Origin of the sequence: Novosphingobium sp. YAF33, from assembly GCF_052113265.1 — a bacterium.
GTDB lineage: Bacteria > Pseudomonadota > Alphaproteobacteria > Sphingomonadales > Sphingomonadaceae > Novosphingobium.
Genome location: NZ_JBFRCW010000009.1, coordinates 95,150 through 116,080 on the forward strand (window position 1 = coordinate 95,150; position 20,931 = coordinate 116,080).

17 protein-coding genes are annotated in these 20,931 nt (G+C 65.6%); 13 read left to right on the forward strand and 4 right to left on the reverse strand.

Annotation, left to right across the window (positions count from 1 at the left end; genetic code table 11):
* Entirely contained in the window at window positions 1–4,155 is a 4,155-nt protein-coding gene (gene rpoB, locus AB4Z00_RS19130) for a DNA-directed RNA polymerase subunit beta (RefSeq protein WP_132264514.1), read from the reverse strand.
* A 543-nt stretch (window positions 4,156–4,698) separates the two neighbouring features.
* On the opposite strand from rpoB, the gene AB4Z00_RS19135 reads away from it, so the two are divergent.
* The 8 genes from AB4Z00_RS19135 (at window position 4,699) to AB4Z00_RS19170 (ending at window position 10,316) form a co-directional block, all read left to right on the forward strand.
* Window positions 4,699–5,781, forward strand: coding sequence for a hypothetical protein (locus tag AB4Z00_RS19135; RefSeq protein ID WP_442046921.1), 1,083 nt, complete (start codon window positions 4,699–4,701; stop codon window positions 5,779–5,781).
* Between the two features lie 318 nt (window positions 5,782–6,099).
* On the forward strand, window positions 6,100–6,297 hold the full coding sequence (locus tag AB4Z00_RS19140; protein WP_442046922.1) for a hypothetical protein: 198 nt from the start codon (window positions 6,100–6,102) through the stop codon (window positions 6,295–6,297).
* A gap of 24 nt (window positions 6,298–6,321) precedes the next feature.
* Window positions 6,322–6,870 (forward strand): DUF2975 domain-containing protein, encoded by a 549-nt coding sequence (locus tag AB4Z00_RS19145; RefSeq protein WP_442046923.1) that lies wholly within the window; start codon window positions 6,322–6,324, stop codon window positions 6,868–6,870.
* The gene (locus tag AB4Z00_RS19150; RefSeq protein ID WP_132264519.1) at window positions 6,870–7,112 is read left to right on the forward strand and encodes a helix-turn-helix domain-containing protein; all 243 of its coding nucleotides are present in this window, start codon (window positions 6,870–6,872) and stop codon (window positions 7,110–7,112) included. Before AB4Z00_RS19145 ends, AB4Z00_RS19150 begins: the two co-directional genes overlap by 1 nt.
* A gap of 325 nt (window positions 7,113–7,437) precedes the next feature.
* A complete protein-coding gene (rplJ, locus tag AB4Z00_RS19155; protein ID WP_132264521.1) occupies window positions 7,438–7,950 on the forward strand; it encodes a 50S ribosomal protein L10 in 513 nt (170 codons plus the stop codon).
* Between the two features lie 123 nt (window positions 7,951–8,073).
* Window positions 8,074–8,448 (forward strand): 50S ribosomal protein L7/L12, encoded by a 375-nt coding sequence (rplL, locus tag AB4Z00_RS19160; RefSeq protein WP_132264523.1) that lies wholly within the window; start codon window positions 8,074–8,076, stop codon window positions 8,446–8,448.
* A gap of 177 nt (window positions 8,449–8,625) precedes the next feature.
* A complete protein-coding gene (locus AB4Z00_RS19165) occupies window positions 8,626–9,573 on the forward strand; it encodes a bifunctional helix-turn-helix transcriptional regulator/GNAT family N-acetyltransferase (protein WP_442046924.1) in 948 nt (315 codons plus the stop codon).
* A 119-nt stretch (window positions 9,574–9,692) separates the two neighbouring features.
* Window positions 9,693–10,316 (forward strand): hypothetical protein, encoded by a 624-nt coding sequence (locus tag AB4Z00_RS19170; RefSeq protein WP_442046925.1) that lies wholly within the window; start codon window positions 9,693–9,695, stop codon window positions 10,314–10,316.
* Between the two features lie 148 nt (window positions 10,317–10,464).
* On the opposite strand, the gene AB4Z00_RS19175 is transcribed toward AB4Z00_RS19170, so the two are convergent.
* Together AB4Z00_RS19175 and AB4Z00_RS19180 are read right to left on the reverse strand one after the other, a co-directional pair.
* Window positions 10,465–11,445: a dioxygenase family protein gene (locus tag AB4Z00_RS19175; RefSeq protein WP_442046926.1), complete on the reverse strand. Its 981-nt coding sequence runs from the start codon at window positions 11,443–11,445 to the stop codon at window positions 10,465–10,467.
* A 118-nt stretch (window positions 11,446–11,563) separates the two neighbouring features.
* Window positions 11,564–12,013, reverse strand: a complete 450-nt coding sequence (locus tag AB4Z00_RS19180) for a c-type cytochrome (protein WP_442046927.1) — start codon at window positions 12,011–12,013, stop codon at window positions 11,564–11,566.
* 198 nt (window positions 12,014–12,211) lie between these two features.
* Here AB4Z00_RS19180 and AB4Z00_RS19185 point away from each other — a divergent pair, with 198 nt between their 5' ends.
* The 4 genes from AB4Z00_RS19185 (at window position 12,212) to AB4Z00_RS19200 (ending at window position 17,107) form a co-directional block, all read left to right on the forward strand.
* Window positions 12,212–13,540: an MATE family efflux transporter gene (locus AB4Z00_RS19185; protein ID WP_243654139.1), complete on the forward strand. Its 1,329-nt coding sequence runs from the start codon at window positions 12,212–12,214 to the stop codon at window positions 13,538–13,540.
* A gap of 164 nt (window positions 13,541–13,704) precedes the next feature.
* Complete coding sequence (gene groES, locus AB4Z00_RS19190; protein WP_086492655.1) at window positions 13,705–13,992, forward strand: co-chaperone GroES; 288 nt, start codon at window positions 13,705–13,707, stop codon at window positions 13,990–13,992.
* A gap of 47 nt (window positions 13,993–14,039) precedes the next feature.
* A complete protein-coding gene (groL, locus tag AB4Z00_RS19195; protein WP_132264534.1) occupies window positions 14,040–15,683 on the forward strand; it encodes a chaperonin GroEL in 1,644 nt (547 codons plus the stop codon).
* Between the two features lie 317 nt (window positions 15,684–16,000).
* Window positions 16,001–17,107: a serine hydrolase gene (locus AB4Z00_RS19200; protein ID WP_132264535.1), complete on the forward strand. Its 1,107-nt coding sequence runs from the start codon at window positions 16,001–16,003 to the stop codon at window positions 17,105–17,107.
* Window positions 17,108–17,219: 112 nt separating this feature from the next.
* On the opposite strand, the gene AB4Z00_RS19205 is transcribed toward AB4Z00_RS19200, so the two are convergent.
* Complete coding sequence (locus AB4Z00_RS19205; RefSeq protein ID WP_132264537.1) at window positions 17,220–17,555, reverse strand: hypothetical protein; 336 nt, start codon at window positions 17,553–17,555, stop codon at window positions 17,220–17,222.
* A gap of 247 nt (window positions 17,556–17,802) precedes the next feature.
* Between AB4Z00_RS19205 and polA the strand changes: the two genes are divergently transcribed.
* Entirely contained in the window at window positions 17,803–20,643 is a 2,841-nt protein-coding gene (gene polA, locus AB4Z00_RS19210) for a DNA polymerase I (RefSeq protein WP_442046928.1), read from the forward strand.
* The last annotated feature ends 288 nt before the right edge of the window (window positions 20,644–20,931 follow it).

The window sequence follows — 20,931 nt, forward strand, 5'->3', positions numbered from 1 at the left end:
TTATTCCGCCGCCAGGGCCACGCCGTCGTCGTCCTCGTTGTCGTCGTGGCTGGTAAGCTCGACGTTGAGGCCCAGCGAGCGCATTTCCTTGACGAGCACGTTGAAGCTCTCGGGGATGCCGGCCTCGAAGGTATCGTCGCCCTTGACGATCGCTTCGTAGACCTTGGTGCGGCCGACCACGTCGTCCGATTTCACCGTCAGCATTTCCTGGAGCGTGTAAGCCGCGCCGTAGGCCTGGAGAGCCCAGACCTCCATTTCACCGAAGCGCTGGCCACCGAACTGCGCCTTACCGCCCAGCGGCTGCTGGGTGACGAGCGAGTAGGGGCCGATCGAACGCGCGTGGATCTTGTCGTCGACAAGGTGGTGCAGCTTGAGCACGTACTTGCAGCCGACGGTCACCTTGCGGTCGAAACGATCGCCGGTGCGGCCGTCGTAAAGGTCCACCTGGCCCGACTCGTCGAGACCGGCGAGGCGAAGCATGTCGGTGACGTCCTTCTCGACGGCGCCGTCGAAGACCGGCGAACCCATCGGCACGCCCTTGCGGACGGACTGAGCGAATTCGACGATCTGCTCGTCACTGCGCGCCTCGATCTCGGCGGTGTAGTTGGAGCCGTAGACTTCCTTGAGCAGCTCGCGGACCGCTTCCGGCGGTTCGCCGGCCACGGGATCCGGGTTGGCTGCGCGCCAGTCGTCCAGAGCCGCGCCGATACGCGCGCCCAGGCCGCGAGCGGCCCAGCCGAGGTGCGTCTCGAAGATCTGGCCGACGTTCATGCGCGAAGGCACGCCCAGCGGGTTCAGCACGAAGTCGACGGGGGTACCGTCCTCGAGGAAGGGCATGTCTTCCAGCGGCAGGATGCGGCTGATGATACCCTTGTTGCCGTGACGGCCGGCCATCTTGTCGCCCGGCTGAAGCTTGCGCTTCACGGCCACGAAGACCTTGACCATCTTGAGCACGCCGGGCGCGAGTTCGTCACCGCGTTCCAGCTTCTCCTTGCGGTCCTCGAACTTCTCCTGGATCGCCTTGACGGTGAGGTCGTACTGGGTCTTCACCGCTTCGAGCTGCGACTGCATGTGGTCGTCCGCAACGGCGAACTTCCACCACTCGTGACGCTCGACCTCGTCCAGCACCTCGTCGGTGATGTCCACGCCCTTCTTGATGCCCTTGGGCGCCGAAGCGGCGACCTGGCCGAGAAGCATGTCCTTCAGACGGTTGTAGGTGGCGCGGTTGAGGATGGCGCGTTCGTCCTCGCGGTCCTTGGCGAGGCGTTCGATTTCCTCGTTCTGGATCGCGCGGGTACGGTCGTCGACCTCGATGCCGTGGCGGTTGAACACGCGCACGTCGACGATGGTGCCCGAAACGCCCGGCGGCAGACGCAGCGAGGTGTCGCGGACGTCCGAAGCCTTTTCACCGAAGATGGCGCGGAGGAGCTTTTCTTCCGGCGTCATCGGGCTTTCGCCCTTTGGCGTGATCTTGCCGACCAGGATGTCACCCGGGTGCACTTCGGCGCCGATGTAGACGATGCCCGCTTCGTCGAGGTTGCGCAGGGCTTCCTCGCCGACGTTCGGGATGTCGCGCGTGATGTCTTCCGGACCCAGCTTGGTGTCGCGGGCCATCACTTCGAACTCGTCGATGTGGATCGAGGTGAAGACGTCTTCCTTCACGATCCGCTCGGAGATCAGGATGGAGTCTTCGTAGTTGTAGCCGTTCCAGGGCATGAACGCGACGAGCACGTTGCGGCCCAGGGCCAGTTCGCCCAGCTCGGTCGAAGGACCGTCGGCGATGGTGTCGCCGGCCTGGATCACTTCGCCCACCTTCACCAGCGGACGCTGGTTGATGCAGGTCGACTGGTTCGAACGCTCGAACTTCTGCAGGCGGTAGATGTCGACGCCGGACTTGCCGGGTTCGATATCGCCCGAGGCGCGGATGACGATACGCGTTGCGTCGACCTGGTCTACGATGCCGGCGCGCAGCGCCGAGATCGCGGCGCCGGAGTCACGCGCAACGGTTTCTTCCATGCCGGTGCCGACGAACGGAGCGTCCGCCTTCACGAGCGGCACGGCCTGACGCTGCATGTTCGAGCCCATGAGCGCGCGGTTGGCGTCGTCGTTTTCCAGGAACGGAATGAGCGAGGCGGCCACCGAGACGAGCTGCTTGGGCGAAACGTCCATCAGCGTGATCTGGTCGCGCGGGCTCATCACGAATTCGCCGTTCTGGCGAGCCGAGACGAGTTCCTCGACGAACGAACCGTCGGTGTTCAGCTCAGCCGACGCCTGCGCGACGGTGTGCTTCTGCTCTTCCATGGCGGAGAGATAGACGACGTCCTTCGAAACATGACCGTCGACGACGCGGCGGTAGGGGGTTTCGATGAAGCCGTACTTGTTGACGCGCGCGAAAGTCGACAGCGAGTTGATCAGACCGATGTTCGGGCCTTCCGGCGTTTCAATCGGGCAGATACGGCCATAGTGCGTCGGGTGAACGTCGCGGACTTCGAAGCCGGCGCGCTCACGGGTGAGACCACCCGGGCCCAAGGCCGAAACGCGGCGCTTGTGAGTGACTTCCGACAGCGGGTTGGTCTGGTCCATGAACTGCGAGAGCTGCGAGGAACCGAAGAACTCGCGAACGGCGGCCACGGCAGGCTTGGCGTTGATGAGGTCGTTCGGCATGACCGTCGACACGTCCACCGACGACATGCGCTCCTTCACGGCGCGCTCCATGCGGAGCAGGCCGACGCGGTACTGGTTCTCAAGCAGCTCGCCCACCGAACGCACGCGGCGGTTGCCGAGGTTGTCGATGTCGTCGATCTCGCCCTTGCCGTCCTTGAGGCCGACCAGTTCCTTGACCACGGCGAGGATGTCCTCGACGCGCAGCGTGGTGACGGTGTCCTCGGCATCGAGGCCCAGGCGCATGTTCATCTTCACGCGGCCCACGGCCGAGAGGTCGTAGCGATCGGCGTCGAAGAACAGGCCGGCGAAGAGGGCTTCGGCGGTTTCCTTCGTCGGCGGTTCGCCCGGACGCATGACCTTGTAGATCGCTTCCAGACCCATGTCGCGGTTCTCGGCCTTGTCGGCCTTGAGCGTGTTGCGGATCCAGGGACCGGTGTTCACGTCGTCGATGTCGAGCAGGTCGATCTGGTCGATGCCGGCCTGGTCGAGCGCCTCGAGGTTCTCGGGCGAAACTTCGTCGCCGGCTTCGATGTAGATGCGGCCGGTCGACTCGTTGATGAGATCCTTGGCCGAATAGCGGCCGAAGATTTCCTCGGTCGGGATCAGCAGCTCTTCAAGACCGTCCTTCTGCGCCTTGTTGGCGGCACGGGGGCTGATCTTGGTGCCGGCCGGGAACACGACTTCGCCCGACTTGGCGTCGACGATGTCGAAGGCGGGCTTGGCGCCGCGCCAGGCTTCCGACTGATAAGGCAGCTGCCAGCCGCCCGAACCGCGCTTCCAGGTGACCGTCTCGTAGAAGTAGTCGAGGATCGCTTCGTTATCGAGGCCGAGGCCGAACAGCAGCGAGGTCACCGGCAGCTTGCGCTTGCGGTCGATACGGACGTTGACGATGTCCTTGGCGTCGAACTCGAAGTCCAGCCAGGAACCGCGGTAAGGGATCACGCGGGCCGCGAAGAGGAACTTGCCCGAGGAGTGGGTCTTGCCGCGGTCGTGGTCGAACAGGACGCCCGGCGAACGGTGCATCTGCGAGACGATCACGCGCTCGGTGCCGTTGATGAAGAAGGTGCCGTTCTCGGTCATGAGCGGCATGTCGCCCATGTAGACGTCCTGCTCCTTGATATCGAGGACCGAACGGGTCTCGGTCTCGGCATCGACTTCGAACACGATGAGGCGCAGCGTGACCTTCATCGGGGCCGCATAAGTGATGCCGCGCTGGCGGCACTCGGTCACGTCGTACTTCGGCTCTTCCAGCTCGTAGTGCACGAAGTCGAGTTCGCTGGTGCCGGCGAAGTCACGGATCGGGAAGACCGAACGCAGGGTCTTTTCCAGGCCCGAGACGTAGCCCGTCGCAGGGTTCGAGCGCAGGAACTGCTCGTAGCTCTCGCGCTGGACCTCGATCAGGTTGGGCATCTGGACGACTTCGTGGATGTCGCCGAAGATCTTGCGGATCCGCTTCTTTGCAGAGCGGACGCTTGCGGGCTTGGTGGCCATGAGCTGGTCTTTGCCTCTTCGCTTCAAAGGACCGATTCGCGTGAATCGGGCCGGAAAAATTCGTCGTCGCGAGTGACGTTATCCCTGCGTGGGGCAGGGCATCCGAAACGCCAAAAGGCCGCCCGGCACGCGCGGAAAACCTGGAGTTTTACCGATGCGGCCAGCAGCCTTCTGCGTCAGATGAAACCCGTATCGCTTCCTTCCCGGGCCTGTCCCCGCGCATGGACAAGCCTTGCTCGAAGCGATCGAGCGAGGGCGTCATATAGAAGTGGAGGGGCCTGGTGTCAAACCGTCTGGCGATGGCGCGCAGAAAGATTCGCGAAAGCGGAGGGCGCGCGTCAATCCAGGAGCGATAGTATCGTCAATTTTCGCGTGAACGTCAAATTAACATCCGGCGGCGCCAATTTAATAGAGCGCGGCTGATTCGAACGGATATGTGTATAAATGCGTAGATGTGTGCATTTCGTCCGGCTTTTCATTTCCTTTCGTCTCTTGGCAAGTCATTTCGGCGTAACTTCATCGTCTCCCATGCATTGAGCTTGCATGGAAAAAGATCCCGCCCCCCGCTCGTATGGCGCGGTAACGGCGATTGCCGCCGTTCTCGTGCTTTCTGCAACCTCGGCTCTGGCCCCGGCTCAGGCCCAGGACATGACGTCCGGTACCACCTTGCCGACCCAGCCGGGCTCGGCGCCGGTTCCCAGCACGGTCGTGGTGCCTGCTCTGCCCAGCGCCGTGCCGCCGGCGCCCGCTCCGGTGGCGCCCCAGGTCGTGCTGCCCGATTTCAGTCCAGCACCGGCCGTGGCTGCGCCGGAAGCGGCCAGCCCTGAAGCGGCCTCGAGTGCAAGCAATGCGGCGCCGCTGCCCGCAGCGCCTGCCGAGGCGGCCAGCAGTACCGCTCCGGCGCGGGCTATCGCCCGCTCGGCTCCCGAGCCGACGCGCGTGCCCACGGCGGCCGATGCGGGCGCCGCGCGTGACGGGGCGCTCGCCCGCGGCGATGCTCCGCCGCCCGTCGCTGCGCCGCCGCCGCGTGATGCATCGTCTGTTAGCCCATCCGCGGCCGCGCTGGCTGCACCCGCTGCCAGCGCGCCTGCCGGAAATGGAGCGGCCCGAAACCAGGGTCTGCCGGTCGAGGGTGTCCTTGGCCTGCTGGCGGCCCTTGGCGTGGCCGGTGCGGGTATCGCGGCGATGATGATGCGTCGCCGCAAGCCCGAACCGGAGGCCGATTCCTATTCCGAGCCCTGGGCAGCGACCTCCGTCGACGACAGAGCCTATGTGCAGCCGCTGGAACCCGCCGCGGAGGCGCGTCCCGCCGAGGCCGCCGTGCCGATCGCGACCGCGGCCGTGATCCCGCCGCCGACAGGTCCTTCGGCCGATGCGATGGCGGAAGGTCCCGTGCCCTTGCAGCAGGATCGCCGGGCCTTGCTCGAAGCCATGGTCGATGCGCCGCCTGACGCCGCCAATCCCTTCACCTCGCGCAAGGGCCGCATGCGCCGCGCGCGCCTGATCCTGCAACGCCGCGAGCATGCGCAGACCGAGGGCAAGCCCTTCGACTGGCGCACGTACAAGCCAACGACCACGCCCGCCGCGCCGGCAATTGCCGGGCGCAAGGAGCCGGTCGAGGTCTGACGCCGCGCTGCCGTAACCCCTACGCGGCAAGCCGGCGTGTGCGGGGCGGTTCCTCAGGGAGCCGCCCCGCTTTTCGTTGCCTGCGCGATTCGCGGGTCCGGACCTGACAGACCTCGCACGGCCATCGCTTCCCGCGCGGCCATGGAACAGGGCGTGGGGGCACTCGGGAACCGGATCCAGAGGGGCGGATTCTCGTGTATTTTCGACGGTGCTTCTCGAAAAGCAACGAGCCTCATATCGTTTTTCAATATTATTGTTTGACGATATGCCGAATCGAGTTTATTGAATTTCGATATCAGGCATATCGGAGAACGAACAATGATCTTCTCGACTACCCAGGCCGCCAGCCGACCTTTCGCCATTGTCCTTTCCCTGGCTTTCGTTGCCGGCTTCTGGCTGCCGACGATCTCCGCGCCCGCGCATGCGGCCGATACGGCGGTCCATGACACGGCCCCCCGCGACGGCGCCGTCACGCGCATCGTCATCGCCGCGCCCGTCGCGCCGGCCTTGATGTAAGCCGAACAGAAAAGGGGCAGGACGATGACTTCCACCATGCACGCGCTCACCCGCGATCCGCTGCTCGCCATTGCCAAGGGCATGCTCTGGTTCCTGATGGGCGCGATGGCCCTCGCCATCGGCGCCTGCCTCGTCGCGATCCCGGCGATGCTGGCGTTCCAGAACGAGATCTCGGCGGAAATGGCCAGGGAAATGCCGCTGCTGCTGCCGCAGTTCTATTGGGTGGTCAGCGGGATCCTGGTCCTCGCGGCGGTCCTTTGCGGGGTGCTGTTCCGGATATTCCAGCTGCTGAAGCGCATCGTCGGCACCGTGGGCGACGGCGACCCCTTCGTCCCCGAGAACGCCCGGCGGCTGACGCAGATGGCGTGGCTCAGCCTTGTCGTGCAGCTTCTCGGCCTGCCGCTCTCGGCGCTGGGCGCGCTGATCAACAAGATCGGCAAGGGCGAGACTCATCTGGACTCGATCGGCGGCATCTCGGGCAATGGCCTGCTGCTCATGCTGATCCTGTTCATCCTGGCGCGGGTCTTCCGCAAGGGCGCCGAGATGCGCGCCGAACTGGAAGGGACGGTCTGATGGGCGAAGACAGCACAGAAGGAGGCAATATCGTGGTGAAGCTCGACGACCTGCTCCATGCCCGCCGCATGACGCTGACCGAACTGGCGGAGCGCATCGGCATCACCCTGGCCAATCTCTCGATCCTCAAGACCGGCAAGGCCAAGGCCATCCGCTTCTCCACGCTGGAAGCGATCTGCCGGGAACTGGATTGCCAGCCCGGAGACCTGCTGGGCTACGATGCCGCCGGCGAGACCATCTGAGATCGATTGACTCGCGAAACTTGACTCGGGCCGCGCTTTCAGCCAAAGGCGCGGCCGAACCACATGGGTCCCGGCCCATGGTTCATCCGTCCGAGACAGTTGGTGCCCTCGATTTGCGAGGGCTTAATTTCCAGCCTAGACGGGGAACAGGAAAATTTCCGGCCCGGCATTCCTTCGCGGAATGTGGTGCCAGGTTCGTGTTTCGGCACGAAAAACTCCTTCCCCATCGCCAACGGACTCGCCCGAAGTGCATTTGCGCTTCGGACAAACGTAGCCGGCCGTGCGGGATGCAAGTCCCAAGCGGTCACATGTGAAGGAGTAAGGCATGGATCGTTTGCAGAAAGCCGATTCGGTCGCCCAGCTCAACGCAGTCTTCAACGAGGTCGGCGTGGTGGTCATCACCCGTAACCTCGGCATGTCGGTGGCCCAGTCCACCGCCCTGCGCGGCAAGATTCGTGATGCCGGTGCTACCTATAAGGTTGCAAAGAACAGTCTTGCCAAGCTTGCCATCGCGGACACCGACTATGTCGGTATCGGCGACTTCCTCAGCGGCCCGACGGCCATCGCCACTTCGGTGGACCCCGTCGCAGCTGCCAAGGCCGTCGTCGACTTCGCCAAGACGACCGACAAGATCGAGATCGTCGGCGGCGCGATGGGTTCGCAGGTTCTGAACGCCGATGGTGTCAAGGCTCTCGCCTCGATGCCCTCGCTCGACGAACTGCGCGCCAAGCTCATCGGCCTCGTTCAGGCTCCGGCGACCAAGATCGCACAGCTTCAGACCGCTCCGGCGGCCAAGCTGGCGCGCGTCTTCGCTGCCTACGCCGACAAGGCTGCTTGAGCTCAGGCCTGAGGCGGTCTCTCGCAGATCGCCAAAGGGCAAGCCTAAGCAATTCTATTCGTTTCGATTTATCCCGGTGGACCGCATCCAGCACCCCGGGACCACAGATCAGGAGTTATTATCATGGCCGATATCGCCAAGCTTGTTGAAGAACTGTCGCAGCTGACCGTCCTCGAGGCCGCTGACCTCGCCAAGGCCCTTGAAGAAGCATGGGGCGTTTCCGCCGCTGCCGCTGTTGCCGTGGCTGCTGCCCCGGCCGGCGACGCTGGCGCCGCTGTCGAAGAGAAGACCGAATTCGACGTCATCCTCACCGGCGACGGTGGCAAGAAGATCCAGGTCATCAAGGAAGTCCGCGCCATCACCGGTCTGGGCCTCGCTGAAGCCAAGGCTCTCGTCGAAGGCGCTCCCAAGGCTGTCAAGGAAGGCGTCAACAAGACCGAAGCCGAAGACATCAAGAAGAAGATCGAAGAAGCCGGCGGCACCGTCGAGCTCAAGTAATCCGCTGCGGGTTTCGGCCCGCAAGGATTCTCCCGGATTCGCTCCGGGATCGATCTCTCGGTTCTTCCGAGCAGACAGGGAAGGGCGGCTCCTCGGAGCCGCCCTTTCTCTTTGCCCGCTTGACGGTCCGGGCTTATCTCCATAACGCGATATATAACGTGATATGGAGTTGAATGCATGACCGATGTGATCGCCCGTCTCGGCGGTGTCTATCTCGGCAGCCGCCTCAAGCGCCTGGCCGAGCGGCTCCAGGGCGATGCCGCGCAGATCATCCAGGCGGCGGGGATTCCCGCGCAGCCGGGCCAGATGCCGCTGCTGACCGCGCTTGACGATGGCGCCAGGACGATCGGCCAACTGGCCGAGGCCGTGGGCTCCAGCCAGCCCGGCGTCACCCGCGCGATCGGCCAGCTCGTCGCACAGGGACTGGTTCAGACGGCCCAGGGCAGCGACCTTCGCCAGCGGCACGTATCGCTCACCCCGGCCGGCGAAACGGCCATGGCGCGGACGCGCATGCATGTCTGGCCCGGCATCGGGCTGGCCGTGGACGAGATGTGCGGCGGTGAGACCGCGACCTTGCTGGCGCTTCTGGAGCGGGTCGAGAACGCGCTGGACGAATCCTCGATGGTGGCGCGCTGCGATCGGCTGAAGCCGCCCGTCCTGCGCATTCGCGAATTCGAGGATGGCCTTGCCCAGGATTTCCACGACATCAATGCGGAGTGGATCGCGGCGATGTTCCGCCTCGAACCCACCGATCGCGAGGTTCTCGAAAACCCGCGCCAGCGGATCGTCGATCCGGGCGGGGCGATCCTGTTCGTGGAGGCGGAAGGGCTGGGGATCGTCGGCACTTGCGCGTTGCAGAAGACGGGGGAGCGGTCGTTCGAACTCACGAAAATGGGGGTGCGGGCTTCTGCGCGCGGGTTGAAAGCCGGGGAATTCCTGCTCGATGCCATGATTGCGCGGGCAGGGGAGATGGGCGCCGATCCGCTCTATCTCCTGACCAACAGGCACTGCGAGGCGGCGATCCACCTCTACGAAAAGCTGGGTTTCCGCCACGATGCCGGCATCATGGCGCAGTACGGCGCGCGCTACGAGCGGTGCGACGTGGCCATGCTCTACAGGCGATGAGCTGAGCCTGCGCGGGCCTGAAGCGAAGGGGCGCCGTCATCCGGCGTTCAGCTTGGCGGGCGCAGCTTTCGCCTCCGGAAGGGCTGCACCGACGGCCCGCTTTCAGGAGTTGTTTGCCCATGCGAATGCCTTCGAGGACATATCTTTTCGGCGCTGCCGCGCTGGCCCTGCTGGGCGCGGGCGTGGCCGAAGCAGCCACGGCCAGGCTGCACACGATGAACGTCGACGCGCCGGACGGTTCGCAGATCCAGGTTCGCTACTTCGGCGATACCGCGCCGCAAGTGGAAGTCGTGCCCGTGGAAGCCGCCGCCGAGGCTGGTGATGCCGGTGATGGCGGGGTCATGGCCGATCCCTTCATGGCAATGGCGCGGATCTCGGCAGCCATGGATGCGCACATGGATGCGATGATGCAGCAGGCGGCGCTCGTCCAGCGCCATGCCGCGCAGATGCAGCAGCAGGCGGTGGCCGGCGGCCATGCGCAGGGTGCACCCGGCGTGATCCTGGCCGGAGACATGCCGGCCGGCTCGCATGTGACGTATTATTCCTCGTCCACCGACGCGCGGGGCTGCACACGCTCGGCCTCCTACAGCTCCGACGGCTCCGGCGCGGCGCCGAAGATGACGCAAGCCGCTTCGGACGGCTGCGATGCCGCCGGGGCCACGAACCGTGCCATCCCGGCCGCTCTCCCCGCCCGGATCGAGCCCGCTGCCGAGCAGCAGGTCCCGCCCGGCCGCAAGGTCTGATTCGCTTTCCCGGTCCTGGCTCTGGCCGCACCTTCGGCCTCACCCCCCGCAAGGACCGGTGGAAAGAAGGGCGCCGCGCGTACCCGCGGCGCCCTTCATTTCGCAACCCAAGTCAGCCGGCCAACCCAAGTCAGCCGGCCAGGCCAAGTCAGCCGGCCAGGCCGATGACGGCGCTCCCCTGGAAACCGCCCGCCGCAGAGCCGCCGACCTCCAGTGTCATCACCTTGATCCGCTCGGCGCCATTGTCGCCGAAAACCATGTCGCGCGCGATCTCGCGGGATTGCGCCCAGGTTCGCGCCGAGCGCGCATAGATCGAGGACGTGTAGGCCGCGTCGCAGGTCTCTGCGGGGACGGCGAGCTGCGAGGTCAGGCGCGCGAATTTCCCCGCCGTCGCGATCGGCAGGCTGGTGAAGGCTTCGAAGTGGATATGGGGATAGCGGCCCATGTAGCACCCCGGCACGATCGTGCGGAACCGGACGAGGCCGTTGTCGTCAGTGACCTGCAATCCGCGCAGCCAGCTGCGATCCGGCTGGTCGTAGAGCGAATACTGGCCGTTCGGATCGCAGTGCCAGAGATAGATGGCATGGCCCGGAAGCGGCATGCAGCCGGTGTTGACGTCGACGAGGCGCAGCGAGAGGTCGAGCGGGATGCCGGGCGCCGCGTTGCCGCCGCCGATGTCGCTGCGAATGTCCTGGCGCTGCAGGCCCGAGCGGCCGAGCACGTTGGCCACCTGTCCGCGCGCCGTGTTGGAGCCATCTGCAGGATAGGGCCCCTCGGTCTCACGCGCGAAGGCCACGCAGCGCGTGCCGTTGGATGCGGTGCCGGTGACGACCGGGCCGTTGTCGATCTGCGGCGGCGGTCCTCCCGGGCCATGATCGCCGAAGCCGCCGGGCGGGGGACCGCGCCTGCCGCCGGGCGGTGGGCCGCGCATGCCGTCAGCCGGTGGGCCGCCCCAGCCGCCAGACGGCGGCCCTTCCGGCGGTCCGCTCCGGCCCGCAGGCGCAGCGCAGCCGGCTAGCGCGGCGAGTCCGCCGATCGCGCCCAGCGAAAGCATTCGCCGCCGGCCGAGATTCATCTGTTCGATCCGCGTCAGGTCCGCCGCAAGGCCTTCCCGTTCCTGTCTGTCCATCCGTTCTTCTTCTGCTGGAAGCCATGTCGCACCATGGCAGGCCCTAGCAGCGGGAAGCGGCGGATCGCGGTCGTAAATTGTCGCCGATGGTAACCCGGCGGGGGGCCGGGCGACGGTCTCACTTCAGGGATTCGAGGTAGTCGATCACATCCTGGCGCTTCTTCGGATCGGGCACGCCGATCACCATCTTCGTGCCGGGCACCATCTTCATCGGACCCTGGAGCCAGGTGTCGAGCGACTGCCGGTCCCAGGTCACGCCCGAAGCCTTGAGGGCGGGGCTGAAGTTGTAGCCGGGTACGTCGCCGGCCTTGGTACCGACAATCCCGAACAGCGAGGGGCCGACGCCGTTGCGGCCCGGTTCCACCGCGTGGCAAGAACGGCAGACGGCAAAGGCCGCCGGCGCATCGGCGGCAGCCTGGGCATTGCCCGGCGGGGGGCTGGCGGACGTTCCGGCATCCGCGGAAGTCTGCGCGGTTTCGGACCTATCCTGACCCGATCCGCCGCAGGCGGTGAGGACGAGCAGGGGGGCGATCAGGGAAGCAACAGTAGTAAGGCGTGCAGGCGTCATGGTTCCTCCGGCGCTGCGGTGGTGCCTATTCGACCGGGCGTGGGATGGAAAGCCATGATGCAGCGCAAATCGGCCTTTGAAGCCGCAGGAAAACGGCAGGAATTTCCTTTCGCTTGTCGGTCCGCTCCCGTATCGCCCTGACCGATAATGGCTTCGCACCTTCTACCTTCGACTTTTCGCGCCGAATTGGGCGCCACCATGCGTCTTGCCGGGCCGCTGGCGCTCGCCAACCTGCTGCAGATGGCGGTCTTCGCGACCGACGTGATTTTCGTGGCGCGCCTGGGGCAGCAGGCCTTGGCGGCCTCAAGCCTGGCGATCGCGATCGTCGCGCTGATGATGATGGGCATCAATGGCGTGACCGGCGCGGTTGCCCCGCTGATCGCTGCTGAAATCGGCCGCCGCCGCAATTCCGTGCGCGAAGTGCGCCGCTCGACGCGCATGGCGCTGTGGGTGGCGGTCCTGTTCAGCCTCGGCGCCATCGCGCTGTCGCAATTGGGCAACCTGCTGATGGAAGCCACCGGGCAGGATCCCGAGGTTTCCGTGACGGCGTCGGCCTTCCTCAGGCTGGTGAGCATCGCCGTGCTGCCGATGACCATCGCCAACGTGCTGCGCACCTTCGTTTCCGCGTTGGGCCGGCCGTTCTTCGCCACGGTGATCACGGCGCTGGCGATTGGCGTCAATGCCACTGGCAACTACGTGCTGGTCTTCGGACACTTCGGCTTTCCGGCGCTCGGCCTCATGGGTTCCGCGCTGGCCAGCATCACCACGGCCTGCGTGATGGTGCTGGCCTATATCGTGGCCATCCGCAGCGACCGCCGCCTGCGCCGCTATCATGTGCTTGGGCGCATCTGGCGGACCGAATGGCAGCGCCTGCGCCAGATCCTCTCGCTCGGCCTGCCGATCGCGGCGACGCTCATTGCGGAGGGTGGACTGTTCAGCGGCGCCGCGTTCCTGATGGGGCGCATCGGCGAAGCGCAGCTTGCCGCCCATACCGTCGCCCTCCAGATCGCGGCTTTTGCCTTCCAGGTGCCGTTCGGCGTGGGTCAGGCCGCGACGATCCGGGTCGGCTATCACTACGGCGCGGGCAATCGCATCGGCGTGGGACTGGCAGGCTGGGCTGCGATCACCGTGGCGATGATCTTCATGGTCCTCTCGGCATCGACCATGCTGCTGGCGCCGCGCTTCATCCTTTCCGCCTATGTCGACGTGGAGGCGCCGCAAAACGCCGTGCTCGTGGGTTTTGCGCTGCATTTCCTGTTCGTGGCGGCGATATTCCAGCTGACCGACGGGCTCCAGGCGGTGGCGGCCGGCGCTCTGCGCGGCATCCAGGACACCCGCGTGCCGATGGCCATCGCGCTGTTCGGATACTGGGTCACGGGCTTCGCCACCTCGGCCCTGCTCGGCCTGTTCACCCCGCTGGAAGGCGTGGGCGTGTGGATCGGCCTGGCCGTGGGGCTGACCGTGGCGGCGGTGCTGCTGCTGGCGCGCTGGCACTGGCGCGAAGAGTTCCACCTCGACCGGGTGTAACCGTCTCGTCTCATCCCGCGCCCATACCGGGTGAGAAATTTTTGGAAGCGATGCGCTTGACGTCGCCTCGGGCCAGAACCATATCCACGGCCGTTGGCACTCTACAACCATGAGTGCCAATTCCAGTTTCTTGCCCTTTAGTTCGTAGGATTAGGGAGATCCCCATGACTTTCCGCCCGCTGCACGACCGTGTTCTCGTGCGCCGCGTCGAGGCCGAAGAAAAGACGGCCGGTGGCATCATCATCCCCGACAGCGCCAAGGAAAAGCCGGCTGAAGGCGAAATCGTGGCCGTCGGCACCGGCGCCCGCGCCGAAAACGGCACCATCACTCCGCTCGACGTCAAGGTCGGCGACCGCGTGCTGTTCGGCAAGTGGTCCGGCACCGAAGTCAAGGTTGGCGGCGAAGACCTGCTGATCATGAAGGAATCGGACATCCTCGGCGTTATCGGCTGAGAATCGACGATTTCCGCATTTTCCAGATTTTCTAAAAGGAATTCAAAATGGCAGCCAAGGACGTAAAGTTCGGCCGGGACGCGCGTGAACGCATTCTCGCCGGCGTCGACACCCTCGCCAACGCCGTCAAGGTGACCCTGGGCCCCAAGGGCCGCAACGTCGTGATCGAGAAGAGCTTCGGCGCTCCCCGCATCACCAAGGACGGTGTCTCGGTCGCCAAGGAAATCGAACTCAAGGACAAGTTCGAGAACATGGGCGCGCAGATGCTGCGCGAAGTGGCCTCGAAGGCTAACGACAAGGCCGGTGACGGCACCACCACCGCGACCGTCCTCGCCCAGGCGATCGTTCGCGAAGGCATGAAGTCGGTTGCCGCCGGCATCAACCCGATGGACCTCAAGCGCGGTATCGACCTCGCTGTCCACAAGGTCGTCGAAAACCTCAAGACCCGCTCGACCCCGGTCGCCGGTTCGGCCGAAATCGCCCAGGTCGGCATCATCTCCGCCAACGGCGACGTCGAAGTCGGCGAGAAGATCGCCGAAGCGATGGAGAAGGTCGGCAAGGAAGGCGTGATCACCGTTGAAGAGGCCAAGGGTCTCGAATTCGAACTCGATGTCGTCGAAGGCATGCAGTTCGATCGCGGCTACCTCTCGCCCTACTTCGTCACCAACCCCGACAAGATGACGGTCGAGCTCGAAAACCCGTACATCCTCATCCACGAAAAGAAGCTTTCGTCGCTCCAGGCGCTGCTTCCGATCCTGGAAGCCGTGGTGCAGTCGGGTCGTCCGCTCCTCATCATCGCCGAAGACATCGAGGGCGAGGCTCTTGCCACGCTCGTCGTCAACAAGCTGCGTGGCGGCCTGAAGATCGCGGCCGTCAAGGCTCCGGGCTTCGGCGATCGTCGCAAGGCCATGCTGGGCGACATCGCCACGCTGACCGCCGGCGAGATGATCTCGGAAGACCTCGGCATCAAGCTTGAGAGCGTCACGCTCGGCATGCTTGGCGAAGCCAAGAAGGTCACCATCGACAAGGACAACACCGTCATTGTCGACGGCGCCGGTTCGCATGACGAAATCAAGGGCCGCGTCGAGCAGATCCGTTCGCAGATCGAAGTCACGACTTCGGACTACGACCGTGAAAAGCTCCAGGAACGCCTGGCCAAGCTGGCCGGCGGCGTTGCCGTCATCAAGGTCGGCGGTGCCACCGAAGTCGAAGTGAAGGAACGCAAGGACCGCGTCGACGACGCTCTCCACGCGACCCGCGCTGCGGTTGAAGAAGGCATCGTCCCCGGCGGCGGTACCGCGCTGCTCTACGCGATCCGCGCTCTCGACGGCTTGGCCGGCGCGAACGAAGACCAGACCCGCGGCGTGGACATCGTCCGCAAGGCGATCTCGGCTCCGGTGAAGCAGATCGCCGAGAACGCCGGCAGCGACGGCGCCGTCGTTGCAGGCAAGCTGCTCGACCAGACCGACGAGAACATCGGCTTCAACGCCGCGACCGACGTCTACGAGAACCTGAAGGCTGCCGGCGTGATCGACCCGACCAAGGTCGTCCGCACCGCGCTGCAGGATGCGGCTTCGGTTGCCGGCCTGCTGATCACCACCGAAGCGGCGATCAGCGACAAGCCGGAAGACAAGGCCTCCATGCCGGCAATGCCCGACATGGGCGGCATGGGCGGCATGGGCGGCTTCTAAGCCACTCCCGTCACCGACGCGAATTGGGGCCGGAAGGAGGAATCCTTCCGGCCCTTTTTCTTGGCCGGGTAAACGGCAACGACATTCGCCTACTCCTCTCCAAGTTCGTCATTGCGCGAGCAATGACGAAAGGATGGGAGCGGTTTTCAGCCAGCCAGTGTTACCTTCGCTCAACGGATTCGTTCATCTGGGCGAAAGGATTGTACGATTCCGAGCAATTGCCCGCATGGAACATGCAGTTCGTCGCGCCGGGCTGGCGCTTTATCTCGTTACCGTTAACTCTGTAGGAACATGTACAAGTACAGGGTGGGATCTGCATGATCGGGGCAGAGAAACTCGTTGCGCAGTGCCGCAAGGGCACGGGGCGCTTCCTTCAGATTGCGGGCTTGGTCGCCGCGGGCCTTTCGCTGGGCAGCTTGTCGCTGGCACCGGCGCAGGCGCAAGTCCGGACGCAGTTCCGCGCCCATTCGGGTGCCGTCAATGCGTCGGGTTCCAGCTATCAGGCCGGGGCCATCGGCGATGTGCAGGATTCGTTCGATTCGGTGTTCGGCACCGAGGAACGGGCGCCGCGCACCTATTCCAGCGATTTCGGTAAGCAGCTCGCTTCGGTGGCGAACGCCTCGCAGGGCCGCATCGGCGTCGCGGCGGTGGACCTGTCCACCGGGCGCATGGTCGACGTGCTGGGCAACCAGCGCTTTCCCATGGCCAGCACCAGCAAGATCGCCATTGCCGCGACATTCCTGGAAGGCGTGGACAAGGGCAAATGGACGCTTTCCAGCGAGTTCCCGCTGATGGTTCCAGTGCCCTCCGCGCCTTTCTCCAGCGCCGTCGCGCCGGTGCGGGCCGGCACTTACATGAGCGCTCGCCAGCTGATCGAGCTGATGATCACCCGCTCGAACAACTACGCCACGGACGCCTTGCTCAAGGTGGTGGGCGGGCCATCGGCCGTGAACGCCTGGGTCCGCCGGACCGGCATCGATGAGTGGCATATCGACCGCGACATCGCCACCCTGGTCCGCGACGATGGCGCCATCGATCCCGCCAAGGTCGTCGACAAGCGCGACAGCGCGACGCCGATCGCGGTGGTCGAACTGCTCTCGGGCATCTACCAGGGCAAGTGGATGAGCAAGCAGGGCCGCGACGTCCTGCTCGGCGCCATGAGCCGTACCGTCACCGGCAAGCGCCGCATTCGCGCGGGGCTTCCGGCCGAAGTGTCGGTTTCGCACAAGACCGGATCGCTCAACAACACCTCCAGCGACATCGGCATCATCGAGACGCCGGATGGCCGGGCCTATGCCGTGGCGATCTATGTCACCGGACAGGGCACGCGCCCGAACCGCGAGGCGCGTATCGCCAGCATCGCCCGCGCCATCTACGAGGGCTACCTGGCGGAAGGCTCTTCCTACCGCACTGCCGTGCGCTGAGCCTCCGCACGGCCCCGGCCGTGAAGAAAGCCACGAAAAAGGCGCTTCGGACCGGGTCCGAAGCGCCTTTTTCGTAATCGCAACCGGGCGGCGGGCGCCCGGTCCGCGAGGATCAGTGCTGATCGGCGGTGTCGTGCGGGGTGCTTTCCGCATCGGTGACGTCGGCGGCGGCCTTCTCGGCATCGGCGGCGATGTCGTCAGTGGTCTTTTCGGCCTTCTTGGCAGCGTCGGCCGCGGCATCCTTCACGCCGTCGGCAGCGTCGCCGGCAGCGTCCGAAGCCTTGGCGCCGAGATCGGTCATGGCATCGCCCACGTCATCGGCAGCGTCCGACACGTCGCTGGCAGCCGAAGTGGCGGTGTCCGATGCGGCGTCCTGCGTCTTCTCGGAGCAGGCGGCGAGCGACAGGGCCGCGACGGCGGCAGTGGCGGCGATAACGATCTTGCGCATGTTCTCGGTATTCCCTCGTTTGCTGAAAGCGTTTGCTGAAAAGACAAACCCTGTGAGCCCATCCGCGCGGATGCGGGCGGCTTCCCCCCGTGGAAGGAGAAACTAGGCCGCTCGGACGCGCGATTCAAGCAGTCGCGGGCAAACGACGGGGGAGCGAATTGGTTCCATCTATTCCGCCGGGTGATTTCACCCGTCTCTTTCCACTGCCCTGCTGACGGCCCGCGCCCGCGCTGCTAGTGGTCTTGCCATGGATTCCAAGCAGCATCTCTACCTCGTCGACGGCTCGGCCTACATCTTCCGCGCCTATCACCGTCTGCCGCCCCTGACGAACCCGGAAGGGACGCCGGTGGGCGCGGTCTACGGCTATACGACGATGCTGTGGAAGCTCGCGGACGACCTGAACAAGGCCGATGGCCCGACTCACCTGGCGGTGATCCTCGATGCCGGCAGCCATTCGTTCCGCAACGATATCTACGATGACTACAAGGCCAACCGCCCCCCGCCGCCCGAGGATCTGGTTCCCCAGTTCCCGCTGATCCGCGACGCCACCCGCGCGTTCTCGCTGCCCTGCATCGAGGAAGCAGGCTTCGAGGCGGACGACCTGATCGCCTCCTACGCCCGCGCCGCCACGGCGCAGGGCTGGGACGTGACCATCGTGTCCTCGGACAAGGACCTGATGCAGCTGGTCGGCAAATGCGGGATCGGTGGCGGCTGCGTCGACATGCTCGACACCATGAAGAACCAGCGCATCGACATTCCCGAAGTGGTCGAGAAGTTCGGCGTCCCGCCCGAGAAGGTGGGCGACGTGCTGGCGCTGATGGGCGATTCGGTGGACAACGTGCCCGGTGTCTACGGCGTCGGCCCCAAGACTGCCTCGAAGCTGATCCAGGACTATGGCGACCTCGAATCCGCGCTCGCCGCCGCGCCTGCGATGAAGAAATCCAAGCTCCAGGAGCGCCTGATCGAACAGGCCGAGCAGGCCCGCCTGTCCAAGGTGCTGGTCACTCTGAAGGAAGACTGCACGCTGCCGATGGCGCTGGAGGACTTCAAGCTGGACGCCATTCCGCCCGCGCCGCTTGCGGAATTCCTTGGCAGGCACGGCTTCACCAGCCTGCTCAAGCGTCTGGACGGCGGCACCGGCAGCCCGGACCGGCCGACCCAGCTTCACCCGGCCAAGCCGGTCACGGCAGCCAGCGGGCCCACCGAGGGCGCGGCGCGCCAGTCGCTGCCGGAATGGCCGGCGGTGGACTATGCCGCCTACGAATGCGTGCAGACCGTGGAAGCGCTGGAGCGCTGGGTGGCGCGCGGGCTGGCCGCCCATGTCGTGGCCATCGACACCGAGACATCGATGCTCGATTCGATGAAAGCGGATCTGGCAGGCGTCAGCCTTGCGCTCGGCCCGAACGATGCGTGCTACATTCCGCTCGGCCATGGCGGCACCGACATGTTTGCCGAAAAGCCGCAGCAGGTGCCGCTGCAGACTGCGCTGGCGCTGCTCAAGCCGCTGCTGGAGAGCGATGCGGTGCTCAAGGTCGGGCAGAACATCAAGTACGATCTCAACGTCCTGGCCCGCCACGGCATAGACGTGGCGCCGGTGGACGATACGATGATCGTCAGCTTCTGCCTCGACGCCGGCCGCCAGATCGAAGGCATCGGCGGCGGGCACGGCATGGACGAACTGTCCGAACGCCACCTTTCGCACAAGACCATGGCCTTCAAGGACGTCTGCGGTACCGGCAAGAAGGCGATTCCCTTCGGCGAGGTCCCGCTGGACCGCGCCACGCCTTATGCGGCCGAAGATGCCGACGTGACCTGGCGCCTCCACGCCCTGCTCAAGCCGCGGCTTGCGGACGAAGGCGGCACGCGCATCTACGAGCGGGTCGACCGCCCGCTGATCCCGGTCGTGGCGCAGATGGAGCGCCACGGCATCAAGGTGGACCGCGAGAAGCTGGCCGGGCTCTCCAGCCAGTTCGCCGAGGCGATCGGCGCGCTGGAAGGCGAGATCTACGGCAAGGTCGGCCAGGAATTCACCATCGGCAGCCCCAAGCAGCTCGGCGATATCCTGTTCGAGAAGCTTGGCTACAAGGGCGGCAAGAAGGGCAAGAGCGGCCAGTATTCCACCGACCAGTCGGTCCTGGAGGGCCTGGCTACCCAGGGCGCCGAAGTCGCCACCAAGGTGCTGGAATGGCGTCAGCTGTCCAAGCTGCGCTCGACTTATACCGAGGCCCTGCAGGCGGCGATCAACCCGCGGACCGGGCGCGTCCACACCAGCTACAGCCTTGTCGGCGCGCAGACCGGGCGTCTGTCCTCCACCGATCCGAACCTCCAGAACATCCCGATCCGCACCGAAATCGGCCGCCAGATCCGCGACTGCTTCGTGGCCGAGCCGGGCCATGTCCTGCTGGCCGCCGACTATTCGCAGATCGAACTGCGCCTGGCCGCGCACATGGCCGACGTGCCAAGCCTCAAGGAAGCGTTCGCCGAGGGCGAGGACATTCACTCGCGCACGGCGATGGAGATGTTCGGCACCGTGGACCGCGACACGCGCGGGCGCGCCAAGACCATCAACTTCGCGATCCTCTACGGCATTTCCCGCTGGGGCCTCGCCGGCCGTCTCGGCACCGAGGCGGACGAGGCCCAGGCCATGATCGACCGCTACTTCGAGCGGTTCCCGGGCATCCAGCGCTACATCGTCCACACCCTCGAACAAGTGCGCGAGCGCGGCTATTCGGAGACCCTGTTCGGCCGCAAGACCTGGTTCCCGCGCATCACCTCGAAGAACGGCGCCGAGCGTCAGGGCAGCGAGCGCGCGGCGATCAATGCGCCGATCCAGGGCACCAGCGCCGATATCATCAAGCGCGCCATGGTCCGCATGAACCCGGCGCTCGCGGCAGCGGGGCTCGGCCATGTCCGCATGTTGCTTCAGGTGCACGACGAACTGGTGTTCGAACTGCCGGAAGCCGATGTCGCGGCCGCGTCCGACGTGATCCGCAGCGTGATGGCCGGCGCGGCGGCGCCTTCCGTCAGCCTCGACGTGCCGCTGGGCGTGGAGATCGGCTCGGGCCTGAGCTGGGGCGCGGCGCACTGACGGCCCAGGTTGGGGGAGGCGCCGGCGGCAAGTGAGCCGCGGCGCCGATCCCCGGGCAGCGCCTAGGTTCCGCTTTGGCCCTGCCGGGGAGCTTCCGCCGCCCCAGGCCATTCCCGTCAGGCGACGGCAGGACGGTGTCCGCTATCCGGGACATCGGTTCCTTACCGGCCGGGCATGAGGCGGTATGCCACCATCACGCGCCATAGGCGCTCGAAATGGCCTGCGGAATGACGGGCGATGGCCTCCGCTTCGCGCGAAACGCCCTGCAACACCGATGAACCGAAGCCC